This window comes from Streptomyces hesseae, from assembly GCF_031845785.1.
GTDB classification, from domain to species: Bacteria; Actinomycetota; Actinomycetes; order Streptomycetales; family Streptomycetaceae; genus Streptomyces; species Streptomyces hesseae.
Genome location: NZ_JAVRFI010000012.1, coordinates 15,496 through 31,405, shown reverse-complemented (window position 1 = coordinate 31,405; position 15,910 = coordinate 15,496). Strand labels below are relative to the sequence as shown.

Annotated in this window: 15 protein-coding genes; 7 read left to right on the top strand and 8 right to left on the bottom strand. The window is 72.8% G+C overall.

All coding sequences use genetic code 11. From position 1 onward, the window contains the following. Nucleotides 1-71: 71 nt before the first annotated feature. Complete coding sequence (locus RM609_RS19245; RefSeq protein WP_311612482.1) at nucleotides 72-1,658, bottom strand: MFS transporter; 1,587 nt, start codon at nucleotides 1,656-1,658, stop codon at nucleotides 72-74. A 263-nt stretch (nucleotides 1,659-1,921) separates the two neighbouring features. Between RM609_RS19245 and RM609_RS19240 the strand changes: the two genes are divergently transcribed. Beyond that, nucleotides 1,922-3,064, top strand: coding sequence for a putative hexosyltransferase (locus tag RM609_RS19240; protein ID WP_311612713.1), 1,143 nt, complete (start codon nucleotides 1,922-1,924; stop codon nucleotides 3,062-3,064). Nucleotides 3,065-3,327: 263 nt separating this feature from the next. Beyond that, nucleotides 3,328-4,347: a phosphatase PAP2 family protein gene (locus RM609_RS19235; RefSeq protein WP_311612480.1), complete on the top strand. Its 1,020-nt coding sequence runs from the start codon at nucleotides 3,328-3,330 to the stop codon at nucleotides 4,345-4,347. Nucleotides 4,348-4,439: 92 nt separating this feature from the next. On the opposite strand, the gene RM609_RS19230 is transcribed toward RM609_RS19235, so the two are convergent. After that, on the bottom strand, nucleotides 4,440-4,655 hold the full coding sequence (locus RM609_RS19230; RefSeq protein WP_311612479.1) for an I78 family peptidase inhibitor: 216 nt from the start codon (nucleotides 4,653-4,655) through the stop codon (nucleotides 4,440-4,442). Between the two features lie 432 nt (nucleotides 4,656-5,087). Between RM609_RS19230 and ctaD the strand changes: the two genes are divergently transcribed. After that, nucleotides 5,088-6,767 carry an aa3-type cytochrome oxidase subunit I gene (ctaD, locus tag RM609_RS19225; RefSeq protein ID WP_311612478.1) on the top strand — a complete coding sequence of 560 codons (1,680 nt, stop codon included), beginning with the start codon at nucleotides 5,088-5,090 and terminating at the stop codon, nucleotides 6,765-6,767. Nucleotides 6,768-6,777: 10 nt separating this feature from the next. On the opposite strand, the gene RM609_RS19220 is transcribed toward ctaD, so the two are convergent. After that, nucleotides 6,778-7,746 (bottom strand): hypothetical protein, encoded by a 969-nt coding sequence (locus RM609_RS19220; protein ID WP_311612477.1) that lies wholly within the window; start codon nucleotides 7,744-7,746, stop codon nucleotides 6,778-6,780. Further along, complete coding sequence (locus tag RM609_RS19215) at nucleotides 7,743-8,993, bottom strand: glycosyltransferase family 4 protein (protein WP_311612475.1); 1,251 nt, start codon at nucleotides 8,991-8,993, stop codon at nucleotides 7,743-7,745. The genes RM609_RS19220 and RM609_RS19215 overlap by 4 nt, the downstream gene beginning before the upstream one ends. 263 nt (nucleotides 8,994-9,256) lie before the next feature. On the opposite strand from RM609_RS19215, the gene RM609_RS19210 reads away from it, so the two are divergent. Both RM609_RS19210 and RM609_RS19205 read left to right on the top strand, forming a co-directional pair. Next, nucleotides 9,257-10,048 (top strand): DUF8842 C-terminal domain-containing protein, encoded by a 792-nt coding sequence (locus RM609_RS19210; protein ID WP_438828480.1) that lies wholly within the window; start codon nucleotides 9,257-9,259, stop codon nucleotides 10,046-10,048. A gap of 209 nt (nucleotides 10,049-10,257) precedes the next feature. Continuing rightward, a complete protein-coding gene (locus tag RM609_RS19205; protein ID WP_311612473.1) occupies nucleotides 10,258-10,572 on the top strand; it encodes a hypothetical protein in 315 nt (104 codons plus the stop codon). A gap of 39 nt (nucleotides 10,573-10,611) precedes the next feature. Here the strand turns inward: RM609_RS19205 and der are convergent, their stop codons facing one another. From der to RM609_RS19185, 4 genes are all read right to left on the bottom strand, one after another. Beyond that, entirely contained in the window at nucleotides 10,612-12,072 is a 1,461-nt protein-coding gene (gene der / locus RM609_RS19200; RefSeq protein WP_311612471.1) for a ribosome biogenesis GTPase Der, read from the bottom strand. A 65-nt stretch (nucleotides 12,073-12,137) separates the two neighbouring features. Next, nucleotides 12,138-12,725 carry a lysophospholipid acyltransferase family protein gene (locus tag RM609_RS19195; RefSeq protein ID WP_311612711.1) on the bottom strand — a complete coding sequence of 196 codons (588 nt, stop codon included), beginning with the start codon at nucleotides 12,723-12,725 and terminating at the stop codon, nucleotides 12,138-12,140. Nucleotides 12,726-12,772: 47 nt separating this feature from the next. Next, nucleotides 12,773-13,474 carry a (d)CMP kinase gene (cmk, locus tag RM609_RS19190; protein WP_438828479.1) on the bottom strand — a complete coding sequence of 234 codons (702 nt, stop codon included), beginning with the start codon at nucleotides 13,472-13,474 and terminating at the stop codon, nucleotides 12,773-12,775. A gap of 122 nt (nucleotides 13,475-13,596) precedes the next feature. Beyond that, on the bottom strand, nucleotides 13,597-14,682 hold the full coding sequence (locus RM609_RS19185; protein WP_311612468.1) for a prephenate dehydrogenase: 1,086 nt from the start codon (nucleotides 14,680-14,682) through the stop codon (nucleotides 13,597-13,599). A 128-nt stretch (nucleotides 14,683-14,810) separates the two neighbouring features. On the opposite strand from RM609_RS19185, the gene RM609_RS19180 reads away from it, so the two are divergent. Together RM609_RS19180 and RM609_RS19175 are read left to right on the top strand one after the other, a co-directional pair. After that, nucleotides 14,811-15,173: a DUF952 domain-containing protein gene (locus tag RM609_RS19180; RefSeq protein ID WP_311612466.1), complete on the top strand. Its 363-nt coding sequence runs from the start codon at nucleotides 14,811-14,813 to the stop codon at nucleotides 15,171-15,173. Between the two features lie 51 nt (nucleotides 15,174-15,224). Further along, the gene (locus tag RM609_RS19175; protein WP_311612464.1) at nucleotides 15,225-15,908 is read left to right on the top strand and encodes a nucleotidyltransferase domain-containing protein; all 684 of its coding nucleotides are present in this window, start codon (nucleotides 15,225-15,227) and stop codon (nucleotides 15,906-15,908) included. Nucleotides 15,909-15,910: the final 2 nt, after the last annotated feature.

The following is a 15,910-nucleotide window of genomic DNA, read 5'->3' as shown; positions in this document are numbered from 1 at the left end:
GCTTGCCCAGAACGCTACGGGTGGGTAACCCCCGCCGTCCAGACCCGGCCGAGGCGGTTCCGGCACCGCCGTCAGCCCTCCGCCGCGTCCAGCCCCCGCGGCAGCCTCAGTGCCGCCACCGCACCCAGTGCCAAGAGCCCCGCGCTCACCGCCAGCGTCACATGCAGGCCGTGCACGAACGCGTCCCGCGCCGCCGCGCGCAGGGCCGTGCCCGCCGGGCCGTCGAGGCGGTCGGCCACCTCGTACGCCTCGCCCAGCGAGTGGCTCGCGGCCCGGCCCGCCGCGCTCGGGACGCCGGGGACCCCGTCCACGCCCGGCGCGTACGCCGCGTTCATGACGCTGCCGAGCAGCGCGATGCCGATGCCCGCGCCCAGCTGGTACGACGTCTCGCCGATCGCGGCCGCGCCGCCCGCCGACTCCGCGGGGGCCTCGCTCAGCATCGACTCGTATGCGCCGAAGAGCGTGGTCTCCAGGCCGAAGCCGAGCAGGACGAACCCGGCGACCAGCGCGTACGGGCGGTCTTCCCGGCCCATCACGGTCAGCGAGAGCACCGCCATCGCCGTGAGCACGAAACCGGCCGAGACCATGGCGCGCGGCCCGAACCGCTGGAGCACCCGCGAGCCCGCGAGGCCCGCCGCCATCGCGGCGAGCGTGAGGGGCAGCAGGCGCAGGCCCGTCTCCAGGGGGGTGAGGCCGAGGACGAGCTGGAGGTACTGCGCGGCGACCAGCTCCAGCCCGACCAGGGCCAGCATGGCCAGGACGATGCAGCCGACGGAGGTGCCGAAGGCGGGCCGGGTGAACATCGTCAGGTCGACGAGCGGATGCTCCCGCCGCCGCTGCCGCCGTACGAAGACGACGAGGAGCGCGGCACCCAGCGCCGCCGGGACGACCGTGCCCAGTGAGAGCGCCTCCGCGCCGCCCACCCGCTTGACCCCGTAGACGACGCCGAACAGGCCGAACGCCGCCATCAGCGCGCCGAGGACGTCCCACGGGCCGTCGTGGTCGCCGGTCGACTCGGGCAGCAGCCAGCGGCCGACGGGGAGACTGACGGCCATGAGCGGGATGTTGATGAGGAAGACGGAGCCCCACCAGAAGTGCTCCAGCAGGAAGCCGCCGAGCAGCGGCCCGACGGCCGCGCCCACCGCCGCCACCGCGCTCCAGACGCCGATGGCCAGGGCGCGTTCCCGGCGGTCGGGGAAGACCTGGCGGAGGATCGAGAGCGTCGCCGGCATGATCATCGCGCCGCCGGCGCCGAGCAGCGCCCGGGCGGCGATCAGGATCTCCGGTGTGGGCGCGATGGCGGCGAGCGCGGAGGCCACGCCGAAGAGGGTGTAGCCGAGGAGCAGTACCCGGCGGCGGCCGACCCGGTCGCCGAGGGTGCCGAAGAGGATGAGCAGCGAGGCGCAGACGAGGGGGTAGACGTCGACGATCCACAGCAGCTGTATCGCGCCCGGGTGGAGGTCCTCCGTGACGGCCGGGACCGCGACGTGCAGCACGGTGGCGTCGACGGCGACCAGGAGCAGGCTGACGCAGAGGACGACGAGCACGGTCCACCGGCTCGACGAGGCGGCACCCGGCCCTTCCGCGCGGCGCGGCCGGAGCCGCTGCCGGGGAACGCCGACCGGCCGTCGGGGGCCGGCGGTGGTCGTCCCGGACATCCACACACCTCCGTGTCATGCGCTCGCGGCCATGGGGCCGGGGAAACCGGTTGGGGACTGATGGGCCCCGGCGGTACCAGGGGGCGAGTGAGTCGACAGCGTACGCGAGTCCCGGCGGAACCCACGTGGCCCCTCTCACGTCGCGGGGCTGGGACAATCGATCGGTGACCGTTCGCGCTTCCTCCACCTCTCCGGCCTCCGCCGGCGCGGCCCCCTCCGGCATATCCGCCGAGGTCGGTGCCGGTGCCCGCGCCGACGCCGCCATCGGCGGGCGGCCCGCGCGGGTCCGTGCCGCGCTGCGCCGGGCGGCGCCCGCGCTGCTGCTGTACGCGGCGGTGCGGGTGCTGGGGGTGGTGGCGCTGGCGCTGTGGGGGCTGGCGGACGGCAAGGAGGCGCGTCATCTGCTGTCGGCGCGCTGGGACTCCGTCTGGTACGCCCGCATAGCCGAGCAGGGGTACGGCTACACGCTTCAGCTGCCGGGCGGGAAGGTCCATTCCGATCTGGCGTTCTTCCCGCTGCTGCCCTGGCTGGAGCGGTCGCTGTCGGCGGTCCTGCCGCTGTCGGCGCCGGACGCGGGCCTGGTGGTCTCGGCGGTCGCCTCGCTCGCCGCCGCGTGGGGGATCTTCGCGGTGGGCTCGCTCGCCTACGGGCGGCGGGCCGGGGTGGCGCTGGTGGTGCTGTGGGCGGCGCTCCCGGTGGGTGTCGTGCAGTCGATGGCGTACTCGGAGTCGCTGTTCACGGCGCTGGCGGCGTGGGGGCTGTACTGCGTGCTGACCGGCCGGTGGGCGTGGGCGGGTGCGCTGGCGGCGCTGGCCGGGCTGACCCGACCGGTGGGGGCGGCCGTGGTGGCGGCGGTCTGGCTGACCGCGGCGGCGGCCCTGGTGCGGGCGCGCCGCCGGGGCGGGGCACCGCCGTTCGCCCGGGTGCTGCCAGGAGTGGTGCTCGCGCCCCTGGGCTGGCTGGCGTATGTCGCCTGGGTGGGGGCGCGCACCGGTTCCGTCACCGGTTATCTCGATGTCCAGGGCGGCTGGGGCAATGGTTTCGACGGTGGGCTGGCCTTCGGCTCGTTCATCCGGGAGCGGCTGACGGGGCCCGCCTGGCCGGCTGGGGTGGCGCTGCTGCTCGGTGTGGCCCTGGTGATCCGGCTGTATCTGGCCGGAGTGCGTCAGGGACAGCCGCTGCCGTTGCTCGTCTATACGGGGACGGTGCTGCTACTGGCGCTCACGGCCAAGGGGTACTTCGGGTCCAAGCCACGGCTGATGCTGCCGGCCTTTCCGCTGCTGCTGCCCCTGGCGGTGGCCCTGGCCCGGCTACGCACGGTACGCGCGGTGACGGTGATGACGGCTGTCGCGCTTGCGTCGGCGGCCTATGGCGCGTTCTGGCTGCACGGCTCCGGCCCGCCATGATCGTAATTCCCGTACGCCCCGGCGGGGCGCCGGGAAACGGCGTGGAACCCCTCGGCCACATACCGATAAACACGGTCCCACGAAAAGGAATTAATACCTCGCCAGGCTTTGACCAAAGCCGTCCCGCGTTTCTTTAACCGATTCTTATTCGGCCGTTTCAAACATGCGGTGAGCCACGATTGAGACGCATTCCACATCACATCGTCATCACAAAGAGCCTCGATCGGCCGAACCCTCCTGTCACGCAATGTAACGTCGATTGAGTGCGTACCAACGACGAGCTCGTCCCTGCGGAGGAGCGCTCCCAACCCGTGCGGCCGCGGATGACCCGGACCCGCCTGGGCATCTTCGTGGCGACCTCCGTGGTCTACGTGGCCATCGTGGTCGGCGTGCTCACCACGTCCTGGCCGGTGCGCTTCGACTGGCAGGTCATGCTCTTCCGGCCCTACAAGCAGTGGCCGGAGATCCACACCTTCCTCGACTACTTCGTGGTCCTGGGCCAGCGCGGCCCGACCGCCGTGGCCGTCGCGGCGTGGCTCGGCTGGTGTACGTACAAGCAGAAGACCCTGCGCCCGCTGCTGGTGCTGGGCACGTCGCTGCTGCTGCTCAACGCGACCGTGGGCGCCGCCAAGATCGGCATGGGCCGGCTCGGTCCGCACTACGCCACCGTCGTCGGCTCGAACGAGATGTTCGCGGGCGGCGACATATTCCCCTCGGGGCACACCGCGAACGCGGTGGTGACCTGGGGCGTCCTCGCCTATCTGGCCACCACGCCGCGCACCCGGCGGATCTCCTCGGTGGTCGCCGCGATGCTGGCGCTCGGCGTCGGGATGACCACGGTCTACCTGGGCACGCACTGGATGAGCGACGTCACCCTGGGCTGGACCGCCGGTCTGCTGGTGCTGCTGGCCCTGCCCTGGTTCGAGCCGCTGATGGCCCGTGCCGAGGCCTGGCTGCTGGGCGTGTGGCTGCGGCTGCGCAGCGGCCGGCTGCTCACCGCGCCCGTCTCCGTACCGGTCGCGGCGTCCATGCCGCTGGGCGCGCCCCGCGCCCCGGCCGACGACGAGCTGCCGGTCCGCGAGCCCGTGGGCGCCGGCAGCCGCTCGGGCGGCGGGACGGCCGCCCGGGTCGCCGACGGCAGAACGCATCTGCTGCCCCGGCCCCACACGGCCCGCTCCGAGCGGAGCCCGGTCACCCCGGCCGGCAGCCGTCGGCCGCCGCACGCCGACCGGATGCCGCGCGGCACCTCCTTCGGCCCGTCGGCCGGGCGCGGCCGGGCCTGAGCCCGCAGGCAGAGGCCGGTCACGGAACACCGCGAAGGCGGCCCCGGAGATCCTCCGGGGCCGCCTTCGCGCGTCGAGTCGTTGCCCGGCCGTCAGCCCTTCCAGCAGCGTCGTACGGTGCCGTGCTCGACCTCCAGGTTCAGCCGGCCGGCGCGGTACTCCATGGTGACGATCGTGCCGGGCGGCAGCGTCCGTACGTCCGTCCAGCCGCGGGCGCGGGCCCGGGCGGCGGCGGCGTCGGCTGCGAGGCCGACGTAGGCGGCGGGGTCGTCGTCGGGGTCGGCGGGGAGTCCGGGGAGGGTTGCCATGGCAGCCACCGTAGGCGGCCGGGCGGGCCGCCGCCCAGCCTCCCACCTCCCCCCGGTCCGCCACTGGTCACACTTCTGTCACAGTGCCACCGAGAGGGTTTGGGCCGAATTCCCTCACCCCCACGGGGTGTTCCTTTTCCCTCCCAATGCCTCCACAAAAACTCGCCGGGGAATTCACCACACCTTCCCGGACGCCCCTGGCGCAACTCCCCCGGAGCCCCGGAGAATTCCCGCCCCACGCCCCCTGCCCGGCATTGATCCAACGGAATTACCGGGGGTCCGGCTCTATCGGCGCCGGAGCCTTCGGAATTCCATGTTCCGGAACGTCCCGGCGGCGAGGCGCCCTCGCGCGCGACGCGCTGCCGGAGCATCATGGCGGGTGCCCGCGAGGACACTCGCGTATCCGAGAGCACCACAGGCGAGGGGGCACGGATGGGGACCGACACCGCGCAGGCCGCCGCGGCCGGACCGGCCGGGGACCGCAGCCCCGGCCGGATCATCGTGGACTGGCTGACGACCACCGACCACAAGAAGATCGGGAACCTCTACCTGATCACATCGTTCGGCTTCTTCCTCATCGGCGGGCTGCTCGCCATGCTGATGCGCGCCGAGCTGGCCCGCCCCGGGCTCCAGCTGATGAGCAACGAGCAGTTCAACGAGGTGTTCACCGCGCATGGCACGATCATGCTGCTGCTGTTCGCCACCCCGGCCTTCGCGGGCTTCGCCAACGCGATCATGCCGCTTCAGATCGGCTCGCCCGACGTGGCGTTCCCCCGGCTGAACATGTTCGCCTACTGGCTCTACCTCTTCGGCGGACTGATCGTGGTCTCCAGCCTGCTGATGCCCGAGGGCGGCGCCTCCTTCGGCTGGACCGGCTACGCCCCGCTCAACAGCGAGGCCCGCTCACCCGGCATGGGCGCCGATATGTGGATCATGGGGCTGGCCCTGGCGGGCTTCGGCACCATCCTCGGCGCGGTGAACTTCCTGACCACGATCATCGGGATGCGCGCCCCCGGGATGACGATGTTCCGGATGCCGGTCTTCACCTGGAACGTGCTCTTCACCTCGATCCTCGTCCTGCTCGCCTTCCCCGTGCTGGCGGCGGCGCTGCTCTCCCTGGAGGCGGACCGGCGGTTCGGGGCCCTGGTCTTCGAGCCCCAGTGGGGCGGGGCGCTGCTGTGGCAGCACCTGTTCTGGTTCTTCGGCCACCCCGAGGTGTACATCATCGCGCTGCCGTTCTTCGGCATCATCACCGAGATCATCCCGGTGTTCTCCCGCAAGCCGATCTTCGGCTACACGATGCTGATCGGCGCCACCATGACCATCACGGCCCTGTCGTTGGTGGTCTGGGCGCACCACATGTTCGCCACCGGCGCGGTGCTGCTGCCCTTCTTCTCGTTCATGTCGTTCCTGATCGCGGTGCCGACCGGGGTGAAGTTCTTCAACTGGATCGGCACGATGTGGCAGGGCTCGCTGTCCTTCGAGACGCCCATGCTGTGGGCGGTGGGCTTCCTGGTCAGCTTCCTCTTCGGCGGTCTGACCGGGGTGATCCTCGCCTCGCCGCCGCTGGACTTCCACGTCACCGACACCTACTTCGTCGTGGCGCACTTCCACTACGTGGTCTTCGGGACGGTGGTCTTCGCGACGTTCGCCGGCTTCTACTTCTGGTGGCCGAAACTCACCGGGAAGATGCTGGAGGAGCGGCTGGGGAAGCTCCACTTCTGGACCCTCTTCACCGGCTTCCACCTCACCTTCCTCGTCCAGCACTGGCTGGGGGCCGAGGGGATGCCCCGCCGCTACGCCGACTACCTGGCGGCCGACGGCTTCACCGCGCTCAACACCGTCTCCTCGATCGGGGCGTTCCTGCTGGGCCTGTCCAACCTGCCGTTCTTCTACAACATCTGGAAGACCGCCAGGTACGGGAAGAAGGTCGAGGTGGACGACCCCTGGGGGTTCGGGCGCTCACTGGAGTGGGCGACCTCCTGCCCGCCGCCCCGGCACAACTTCACCCGCATCCCGCGCATCCGCTCCGAGTCCCCGGCCTTCGACCTCCACCACCCGGAGGGCATCGGGCGGGAACGGCCGCACGCCGCGGCCGAGTCCGCCGGCTGAGCCCGGCCGGCTACCGGCCGGCCCCCGGCGGGCACTCGCCGATCCGCACCGAAAGGTCGTTGTCGGCGGTGTAGTACGGGCCCGCCTGGGCAGGGGCATACGGGGCGGTCACGTCCCGCGCCGGGTAGACGAAGACGTGCTTCTTGTCGACGACGTCGTCCAGGATGCGGGCCAGGCGGACCGGGGTCCCCTCCGGTCCGCGCAGCCACAGGTCCCACACCTCGGGGCCGCCGCGCCACGGCGCGCACAGCCCGGCGAAGGGGAGGGTGAAGGTGAAGTCCTGTCCCTCGGCGGCGGTGAGCGGGGCCGTGACGGTCAGGTCCGCCCGCCGGCGGCGGGCCTCCACGACCGCGCCCGCCAGCCAGGCCCCGGGGTCCTCCACCCGGTAGAGCGTGCCCCGGACGGTTATGCCCTCGGGGTCGACGAGCACGTCCCCGGCCTCCGCGTGCGGGGCGCGCTGCCAGCTGCGCAGCGAGAGGTTGCCGTGCTCGGTGGCGTAGGGGATGCGCACGGCCAGCGGGGAGGTGCTGGGGCCGGGCCGGCGGTCGACCAGGGAGCGCAGATCGGCGAGGCCGGGCAGCAGCCGTCGCGGGGTGTCCTCGCCGCAGGCCAGATGGACGTCCCAGCGCCCCTCGGGCAGGGCGACGGTGCTGGGCAGCACGGCCCGCAGCCGGCCGTCGCCGTTGGCGGTGAGCGGCAGCCGGACCTCCTCCCCGTCCTCCTCGCGGCCCCGGAGGCGCAGCACGAGCGCGGCAGACCAGTGGGTGTCGGCGGCCCGGCCGGGGGTGTCGAGGTCGAAGGTGAGCCCGCCCGCGGAGTCCGCGATGCAGTCGGCGCTGGGGTTCCCCGCGCCTGCGGCCAGGGGAGGGGCAGACACGATGACGCTCTCCTCGGGAGTGGTGGTCGGGGCCTGCGGGGCGGCCGCCGTGGAGGGGCGGTCCCCGGCCCGCTCGGGCACGGTGGGCTGGGTCGGCGTCATGCGGCTCGTACCTTCCGCAGGGCGGAGCGGCCCCGGTCCTTGGCCTGGAAGGCCGTGCTGAGCAGGGCGCCCCGGGTGCGGTGCAGCCCGCCGCGGAGGCCGCCGCGCGTGCGCAGGCCGGCGAAGAGGGTCTCGTAGCGGGCGGCGACGGCCGCCGGGTCGAAGCGCACCGAGCTCGCCAGCGCCGCCGCGCCCATGCGCCGGCGCAGCTCGTCGTCGTTGATCAGCCGCAGCAGCCCGGCGGCGATGGCCTCGGTCCGCCCGACGGGCACCAGCAGGCCGTCGGTGCCATCGGTGATGATCTCGCGGGGGCCGTGCGGGCAGTCGGTGGCCACCACCGGCAGCCCGCAGCGCATCGCCTCGACAATCGTCATGCCGAAGGACTCCAGGCTGGAGGTGACCGCGCCGATGGACCCCTTGACCCACTCGGGCTCCAGGGGGCTGGCGGGGCCCATGAGGTAGACGTGGTTGTAGAGACCGAGCTTGTCGATCAGTGTCCGCAGCGTGGCCCGCTCGGCACCGGCGCCGTAGATCCGCAGCCGCCAGTCGGGGCGCTCGGCCACGACCAGGGCGAAGGCGCGGACGAGGACGTCGTAGCGCTTGGCGGGGGCCAGCCGCCCGGCCGCGACCACCCATTTGCCGCTGCCGTCGGCGGGTGCGACCCCCGGGGCGGGCACCCCGTTGGGCAACGCCTCGACGCGCACGCCGGGCAGCCGCATCAGCCGCCGGTAGGCGCGCGCGTCCGCCTCGGTGACGGTGGTGACGGCGTCGAGGCGCGGATAGTGCGCCCGCAGCACCCGCTTGAGCTGCCCGGAGTGGGTGCCGAGCGTCAGGTGCTCCTGCCCGACGCGCACCGGGCCGCGCCGGGCCTGCCGGGCGATGTGCACATTGAGGCCGGGCCGGGTGCCGACGACCACGTCGCAGTCCAGACGGCGCAGGTGCTCGGCGATCCGGCGGTCCGTCAGGAGGCTGTACTGCCCGTGGCGTCCCTCGGCGGCGGGGAAGACGACGGCGGGGCGCCGGTGGTCCGGGTCGTCGCCCTCGTAGCCGGGGCCTCCTCTGCGCAGGTCCACCAGGTGCCGCAGCCGCACCTTGCCGCCGGGGGCGAGGACGGGCTCCTCCCGGTGCCGGAAGACGGAGACGATCTCCACATCGTGCTGCTCGGCAAGGGTGCCGGCGAGGGTGTGGGTGGTCCGGATCGTGCCGCCGATCCCGTACGCGTTGTGGATCAGGAATGAGATGCGCATTCGTCCCCATGCCGCCGTATGCCGCGGATCCGTCCCGGGCCCGCCTCTACCGAGAGGTTAGACCGCGGGAAGGGGCACGGGGTTGGCCTTGATCGCCAAGTCGTGCTTCAAGCGTTGCCCCATCGGTAGCGGCGCCCGGGAACTATTCCGGAGCGTGACCCATGCCATGGATCATCCGTTGTCTCCTTACGAGCCGGGAACCACCCGGTTCATCGGCGCCCTGCGACGAGAACAACCGACCTACCAGGTTTCGAGGAGCCCCCGTGCCGCGCATGCTCGCTGTCAGCGACGAGGTACGTGCCGAGATCGGCGACGAAGAGGCGGAGCGACTGCTCGGCGGCGAGAACGCCCCGGATGTGTACGACTGCACCTCCTGCCGCACCCCCGGCCACACCGGCCAGGTGCCCACCAGCACCGTGCTGTTCGTCGGCGAGGAGACGGCCGTGCTGGCCTTCGCCCACGCCAGCTGCATCCCTTCCCAGGTCGTCCCGGTCTCCGAGGCGCAGTTGCAAGGCGCGGTCGCCTCGATCAGGGCCGAGGGCGGCGAGCCCGGGCCCACGGGCATCCGGCGCGAGGTGCCGCTCCAGGCGGAGCTGGGGGTGACGAGCGGGCTGGTGCTGGTCGGCGGCGAGGTGCTGCCGGCGCTGGTGGTCGAGCCGCTGGGGCCGATCGCCCGCCCGGGCACCGACGGACCGGTGGATGTGTTCCTGGAACTCCTCACCGAGCAGGGCTTCGCCCCGGTCACCGATGTCGGCCGGGCCCCGGCGGTGCTCCCGGGCTGGTCGGTGCTGCTCGCCATGGGCCGGCTGCACGCGGTCCTCCAGCCGCCGGCCGGCGGTGCCGCGCCCCAGGCGTGGTGGCAGGCGCACCAGGCGATGCAGGTCGCCGACGGCTGGCGGGCCGCCGTCAACAAGACGCGCCGGGTGCTGGTCTACTGCGCCCCGGTGGGGACGATCGGCTCCCAGCCCCGGGAGGACCTGCTGCGGGAGGCGCTGGACCGGGCCGCCGCGACCGGGCGGCTGGTGGGGGCGGCCATGCCGCTCGCGGGCACATGAACGAGGGGCGCGTGAACGGGTACGAGGCGGACGAGCCGGAGTCGCACCCCCCGGCGAACCGGGACTTTTATCCCGTTGTCCACCCGGGCAGGATGCTCCCCGCCATCCATTCGCCGCGTGAACCGCATCCGACGGGCCTTGAGGTCGTTGGCAGGGATGTGTACTCATACGAACCCGCCCGGACCTCGTACCCGAACCACATCCCCGGCATGCGGCCACCCCGCGACGCCTCTGCGGAGAGTCACCCCGCCTCGGTCACCCCGATCTTCGACGCCCTCTGCTCCGAATACCGGCGGGCCTTCCGGGCCCTGCCCGGTGACCGCTCCGGTGAGGAGGAGCTGACCTTCAAGGCCTTCGGCCACCGCGGCACCTATGGCTACGTGGGTCAGCTCACCAGCCCGGCCACGTACCCCGGTCCCTCGGGGTACAACGCGGTCTGGGATTCGTACTACGGACGACAGCGCGGCGGTCAGCTGCCCGCGCTGCCTCCGGGACAGCGGGACGGCCGCGGCCGGGGCTTCTAGGACTCCCCCGGGCCCCGAGCCGCCCCGGCGTGCCCCGCGTTACTTCTTCTTGCCGCGCTTCTCACGGACACGCACCGACATGTGGATCGGCGTGCCCTCGAAACCGAACTCCTCACGCAGTCGGCGCTCGACGAAGCGGCGGTAACCGGCCTCCAGGAAGCCGGAGGCGAAGAGCACGAAACGCGGCGGCTTGGTGCCTGCCTGCGTACCGAAGAGGATGCGCGGCTGCTTGCCGCCCCGGATCGGGTGCGGGTGGGCCGCGACGAGCTCACCGAGGAAGGCGTTCAGCCGGCCGGTGGGGATCCGGGTCTCCCAGCCCGCCAGCGCGGTCTCGATCGCCGGGACGAGCTTCTCCATGTGCCGGCCGGTACGCGCCGAGACATTGACCCGGGGCGCCCAGGCGATCTGCTGGAGCTCGGTCTCGATCTCCCGCTCCAGGTAGTAGCGGCGCTCCTCGTCGAGGTTGTCCCACTTGTTGAACGCGATGACCATGGCACGGCCGGCCTCGACGGCCATGGTGATGATGCGCTGGTCCTGGACGCTGATGGTCTCGCTGGCGTCGATGAGGATGACCGCGACCTCTGCCTTCTCCACCGCGGCCGCGGTGCGCAGGGAGGCGTAGTAGTCGGCGCCCTCCTGGAGGTGGACGCGCTTGCGGATGCCCGCGGTGTCCACGAACTTCCAGGTGGTGCCGCCCAGCTCGATCAGCTCGTCGACCGGGTCACGGGTGGTGCCGGCCAGCTCGTTGACGACGACCCGCTCCTCACCCGCGACCTTGTTCAGCAGGGAGGACTTGCCGACGTTCGGACGGCCGATCAGCGCGATACGGCGCGGACCGCCGAGCGCGGCGCCGAAGGTCTGGGCCGGGGCCTCGGGCAGCGCCTTGAGGACCTCGTCCAGCATGTCGCCGGTGCCACGGCCGTGCAGCGCGGAGACGGGCATCGGCTCGCCCAGGCCCAGCGACCACAGCATGGCGGCGTCGGCCTCGGAGGAGGGGCCGTCGACCTTGTTGGCGCACAGCACGACGGGCTTGCCCGCGCGGCGCAGCAGCTTGACGACGGCCTCGTCGGTGTCGGTGGCGCCGACGGTGGCGTCCACGACGAAGACCACGGCGTCGGCGGCCTCGATCGCGTACTCCGCCTGGGCGGCGACGGATGCGTCGATGCCGAGCACGTCCTGCTCCCAGCCGCCGGTGTCGACGACCTTGAAGCGGCGGCCGGCCCACTCGGCCTCGTAGGTGACGCGGTCACGGGTGACGCCGGGGCGGTCCTCGACCACGGCCTCGCGGCGGCCGATGATGCGGTTCACCAGCGTCGACTTGCCGACGTTGGGGCGGCCGACGACGGCGAGCACGGGCAGCGGGCCGTGGCCGGCCTCGCCGAGCGCGCCCTCGACCTCGTCGACGTCGAAGCCCTCCTGCGTCGCGAGCTCCATGAACTCCGCGTACTCGGCGTCGCCAAGCTCACCGTGCTCGTCGCCGGTGTGGATCTGGTCGTCCATGAAGTCCGTTCCTCGTTCTTCTCTATCGTCGGCGGACCCTTACGGCCCGCTACTTCAAGTCTCGGTCAGCGGCCGGTCAGCCGCTTGGCGTCCGCCAGATGCGCGCCCAGGCGCTCCTGGATGCGCGTGGTCGCCTCGTCCAGCGCCTTGCGCGTGCGCCTGCCGCTGCCGTCACCGGCCTCGAACGGGTCTCCGAAGACCACGTCGACGCGGCTGCGCAGCGGCGGCACTCCCCGGACGGCCCGGCTCTTGCGCTCGCCGCTGCCCAGGACGGCCACTGGCACGATCGGCGCCCCCGACCGTACGGCGAAGTAGGCCAGGCCCGCGCGGAGCGAGGCGAAGTCGCCCTCGCCCCGGGAGCCCTCGGGGAAGATGCCCAGCACGCCGCCGTCCTCCAGGACCTTCAGCGCGCCGGTGATGGCCGTGCGGTCGGTGCCCGAGCGGTCGACCTCCAGCTGGCCGATGCCGTGGAGGAAGGGGCCGAGCGGGCCCACGAACGCTTCCTTCTTGATCAGGAAGTGCACGGGCCGGGGGGCGGTGCCCATGACCATCGGGCCGTCGATGTTGTGGGTGTGGTTGACGGCCAGTATGCAGGGCCCGTCGGCGGGCATCCGCCAGGCGCCCAGCACCCGGGGCTTCCACAGCCCGTACATCAGGCCGATGCCGATCCGCCGCCCGACGGCGGCACCGGAGGAGGAGGTCACGCCGACCGCTTCTCCTCCACCAGGGTGACCACGCACTCGATGACCTGCTCCAGCGTCAGCTCGGTGGTGTCCACCTCGACGGCGTCGGAGGCCTTGGCCAGCGGGGAGGTCTTCCGGCCGGAGTCGGCCGCGTCCCGCTTGATCAGAGCTGCCTGGGTGGCGGCCAGGTCGCCGGCCTCCTTGCCCTTGAGCTCACCGCTGCGGCGGGCGGCACGCGCCTCCGGGGAGGCGGTGAGGAAGATCTTGAGGTCGGCGTCCGGGAGCACGGTGGTGCCGATGTCCCGGCCCTCGACGACGATGCCGTACGGCGCCTCGGCGGCGATGGCGCGCTGGAGCTCGGTCATCCGGGTGCGCACCTCCGGCACGGCGCTGACCGCGCTGACGGCCGAGGTGACCTCCCGGGTGCGGATGGGCGCCGAGGCGTCCGCGCCGTCGACCGTGATCGTGGGCGCGGACGGGTCGGTGCCGGAGACGATCTCCGGCTTGCCCGCGGCGTCCGCCACGGCGGCCGGGTCGTTCACATCGATGCCGTTGCTCAGCATCCACCAGGTGATCGCCCGGTACTGGGCGCCGGTGTCCAGATAGCGCAGGCCCAGCTTGGCCGCGACGGCCTTGGACGTGCTGGACTTGCCCGTGCCGGAGGGGCCGTCGATGCCGACGACGACTGCTGCCGGAGCGGTCCGGGCGGCGGTTTCCACGGTGAAGTGCACCTTCCTCGTACACGGGGCGTTTCCTGGCGGATCGCCTTGATGGCTCACTCAAGGTTACTGGCTCGCCGGACCGGCCCGCGCCGCCGTACGGCCCCGGGGCCGTACGGGCCCTACTGGCGGACCGCCCAGCCCCGGTCGCGCAGGGTCGCGACCAGGCCCGCCGCGGCGGTGGGCTCGACCATCAGCTGGATCAGACCCGACTGCTGGCCCGTGGCGTGCTCGATCCGGACGTCCTCGATGTTGACGCCCGCGCGGCCCGCGTCCGCGAAGATCCGGGCCAGCTCGCCCGGCTGGTCGCCGATGAGGACGATCACCGTCTCGTAGGTGGCCGGGGCCGCGCCGTGCTTGCCCGGCACCCGGGCCCGGCCGTCGTTGCCGCGCCGCAGTACGTCCTCGATGCCGGCCGCGCCGCCCTGGCGCTTGTCCTCGTCGGCGGACTCCAGGGCGCGCAGCGCCCGTACGGTCTCGTCGAGGTCGGCGGCGACGCCCGCGAGGACCTCGGCCACCGGGCCGGGGTTCGCGGAGAGGATGTCCAGCCACATCCGGGGGTCGGAGGCGGCGATCCGGGTGACGTCGAGGATGCCCTGGCCGCACAGGCGCACGGCCGTCTCGTCGGCGTTCCGCAGCCGGGCGGCGACCATGCTGGAGATCAGCTGCGGGGTGTGGGAGACCAGCGCGACGGCCCGGTCGTGGGCGTCGGCGTCCATCACGACGGGCACCGCCCGGCACAGGGCGACCAGTTCGAGGGCGAGGTTGAGGACCTCGGTGTCGGTCCCGGGGGTCGGGGTGAGCACCCAGGGCCGGCCCTCGAAGAGGTCGGCGGTGGCCGCCATGGGCCCGGAGCGCTCCCGGCCGGCCATCGGGTGGGTGCCCAGATAGCCGCTGAGGTCGCAGCCGAGCGCCTCCAGCTCACGGCGGGGACCGCCCTTGACGCTGGCGACGTCGAGATAGCCGCGGGCGAGACCGCCCCGGATCGCCTCGGCGAGGGTCGCCGCGACATGCGCGGGGGGTACGGCCACGATGGCCAGGTCCACGGGCCCGTCGGGCGCCTGGTCCGTGCCGGCGCCGCGCGCCGCGGCCGTACGGGCCTGGGCGGGGTCGTGGTCCATCAGGTGCACCCGGACACCGCGGCCCGCGAGGGCGAGGGCGGCGGACGTGCCGATCAGTCCGGTTCCGATGACGAGGGCGGTTCTCACGCCCCCAGCCTAGTGGGGCGGCCGGGCCGCATGATCGGGACGGTCGTGATCCGGACGGCTCTGATCCGGACGATGCCGTCAGCCCGCCGTACGGGACGGCCGGGGCCGGGTCGGGTAGAACGATGTCCATGATCTATCACGTGGTGCCCCTGGACGACTGGCTGGCCGTGCCCGACCGCCCCTACTCCCCCGCCTCCCTCTCCGAGGAGGGCTTCGTCCACTGCTCCCCCGACGAGGAGACCACCCTCGCCGTGGCGACGGCCTTCTACAGCGATGTGCCGGGGCCGCTGATGGTGCTGCTGATCGACGAGCACAAGCTGGACGTGATGGTCCGCTGGGAGGCCGCCGCGCCCGCCCCGCCGCCCGGCGTGGCCCCCGGCACCCTTTTCCCGCATGTCTTCGGCCGGATCACCCGCGACGCGGTCGAGGGGATGATGGAGATCCAGCGTGACGAGAAGGGGCGGGCGACGGGGCTGGCGGTATGGTCCTGACCTCCTGAAACCCGGGTGACGCGCGGTCGCCCGCCGACGACAATCACCCCCATGCGCGCCACGCCTCCCCCGGCCCACCACGCCCTGGTGACCGAGCACACCGTCTACTCCTGCGTCATGGGTTCCCGGGCCTTCGGCCTGGCCACCGAGGCCAGCGACACCGACCGGCGCGGCGTGTTCGTGGCGCCGACGACGCTCTTCTGGGGCTTCGACAAGCCCCCGACGCATGTGGAGGGCCCGGAGGAGGAGCGCTTCTCCTGGGAGCTGGAACGCTTCTGCGAGCTGGCGCTGCGGGCCAATCCCAACGCCCTCGAAATCCTCCACTCCCCGCTGGTCGAGCACATGGACGCGACGGGGCGCGAGCTGCTGGAGCTGCGCGGGGCGTTCCTCTCGCGCCGGGCCCACCAGAGCCACGTCGGCTATGCCAGGGCCCAGTACCGGCGGTTCCGCCAGGAGGCGCCGCGCTGGAAGCACGTCATGCACATGCTGCGGCTGCTCACCTCGTGCCGCGATCTGCTGCGTACGGGGGCGCTGTCGCTCGACGTCGGCGCGGGCCGGGAGGGGCTGCTGGCCGTGCGGCGCGGTGAGGTGCCGTGGGACCGGATCGAGGCGTGGGCGGCACGGCTGTTCGAGGAGTGCGAGGAGGCGCTGCGGGGGACGCCGCTTCCGGAGGAGCCGGATACGGCGCGGGTGGAGGACTTCCTCGTCCGCGTCCGCCGCGCGACGGCCTCCTGAAA

Bases quoted from the DNA above. Each gene is read 5' to 3' on its own strand.
- RM609_RS19215 (WP_311612475.1), bottom strand. From the start codon at position 8,993: ATGCGCATCTCATTCCTGATCCACAACGCGTACGGGATCGGCGGCACG.
- RM609_RS19230 (WP_311612479.1), bottom strand. From the start codon at position 4,655: ATGGCAACCCTCCCCGGACTCCCCGCCGACCCCGACGACGACCCCGCC.
- RM609_RS19205 (WP_311612473.1), top strand. From the start codon at position 10,258: ATGCGGCCACCCCGCGACGCCTCTGCGGAGAGTCACCCCGCCTCGGTC.
- RM609_RS19175 (WP_311612464.1), top strand. From the start codon at position 15,225: ATGCGCGCCACGCCTCCCCCGGCCCACCACGCCCTGGTGACCGAGCAC.
- RM609_RS19180 (WP_311612466.1), top strand. From the start codon at position 14,811: ATGATCTATCACGTGGTGCCCCTGGACGACTGGCTGGCCGTGCCCGAC.
- RM609_RS19245 (WP_311612482.1), bottom strand. From the start codon at position 1,658: ATGTCCGGGACGACCACCGCCGGCCCCCGACGGCCGGTCGGCGTTCCC.
- ctaD (WP_311612478.1), top strand. From the start codon at position 5,088: ATGGGGACCGACACCGCGCAGGCCGCCGCGGCCGGACCGGCCGGGGAC.
- RM609_RS19220 (WP_311612477.1), bottom strand. From the start codon at position 7,746: ATGACGCCGACCCAGCCCACCGTGCCCGAGCGGGCCGGGGACCGCCCC.
- RM609_RS19195 (WP_311612711.1), bottom strand. From the start codon at position 12,725: ATGTACGGGCTGTGGAAGCCCCGGGTGCTGGGCGCCTGGCGGATGCCC.
- der (WP_311612471.1), bottom strand. From the start codon at position 12,072: ATGGACGACCAGATCCACACCGGCGACGAGCACGGTGAGCTTGGCGAC.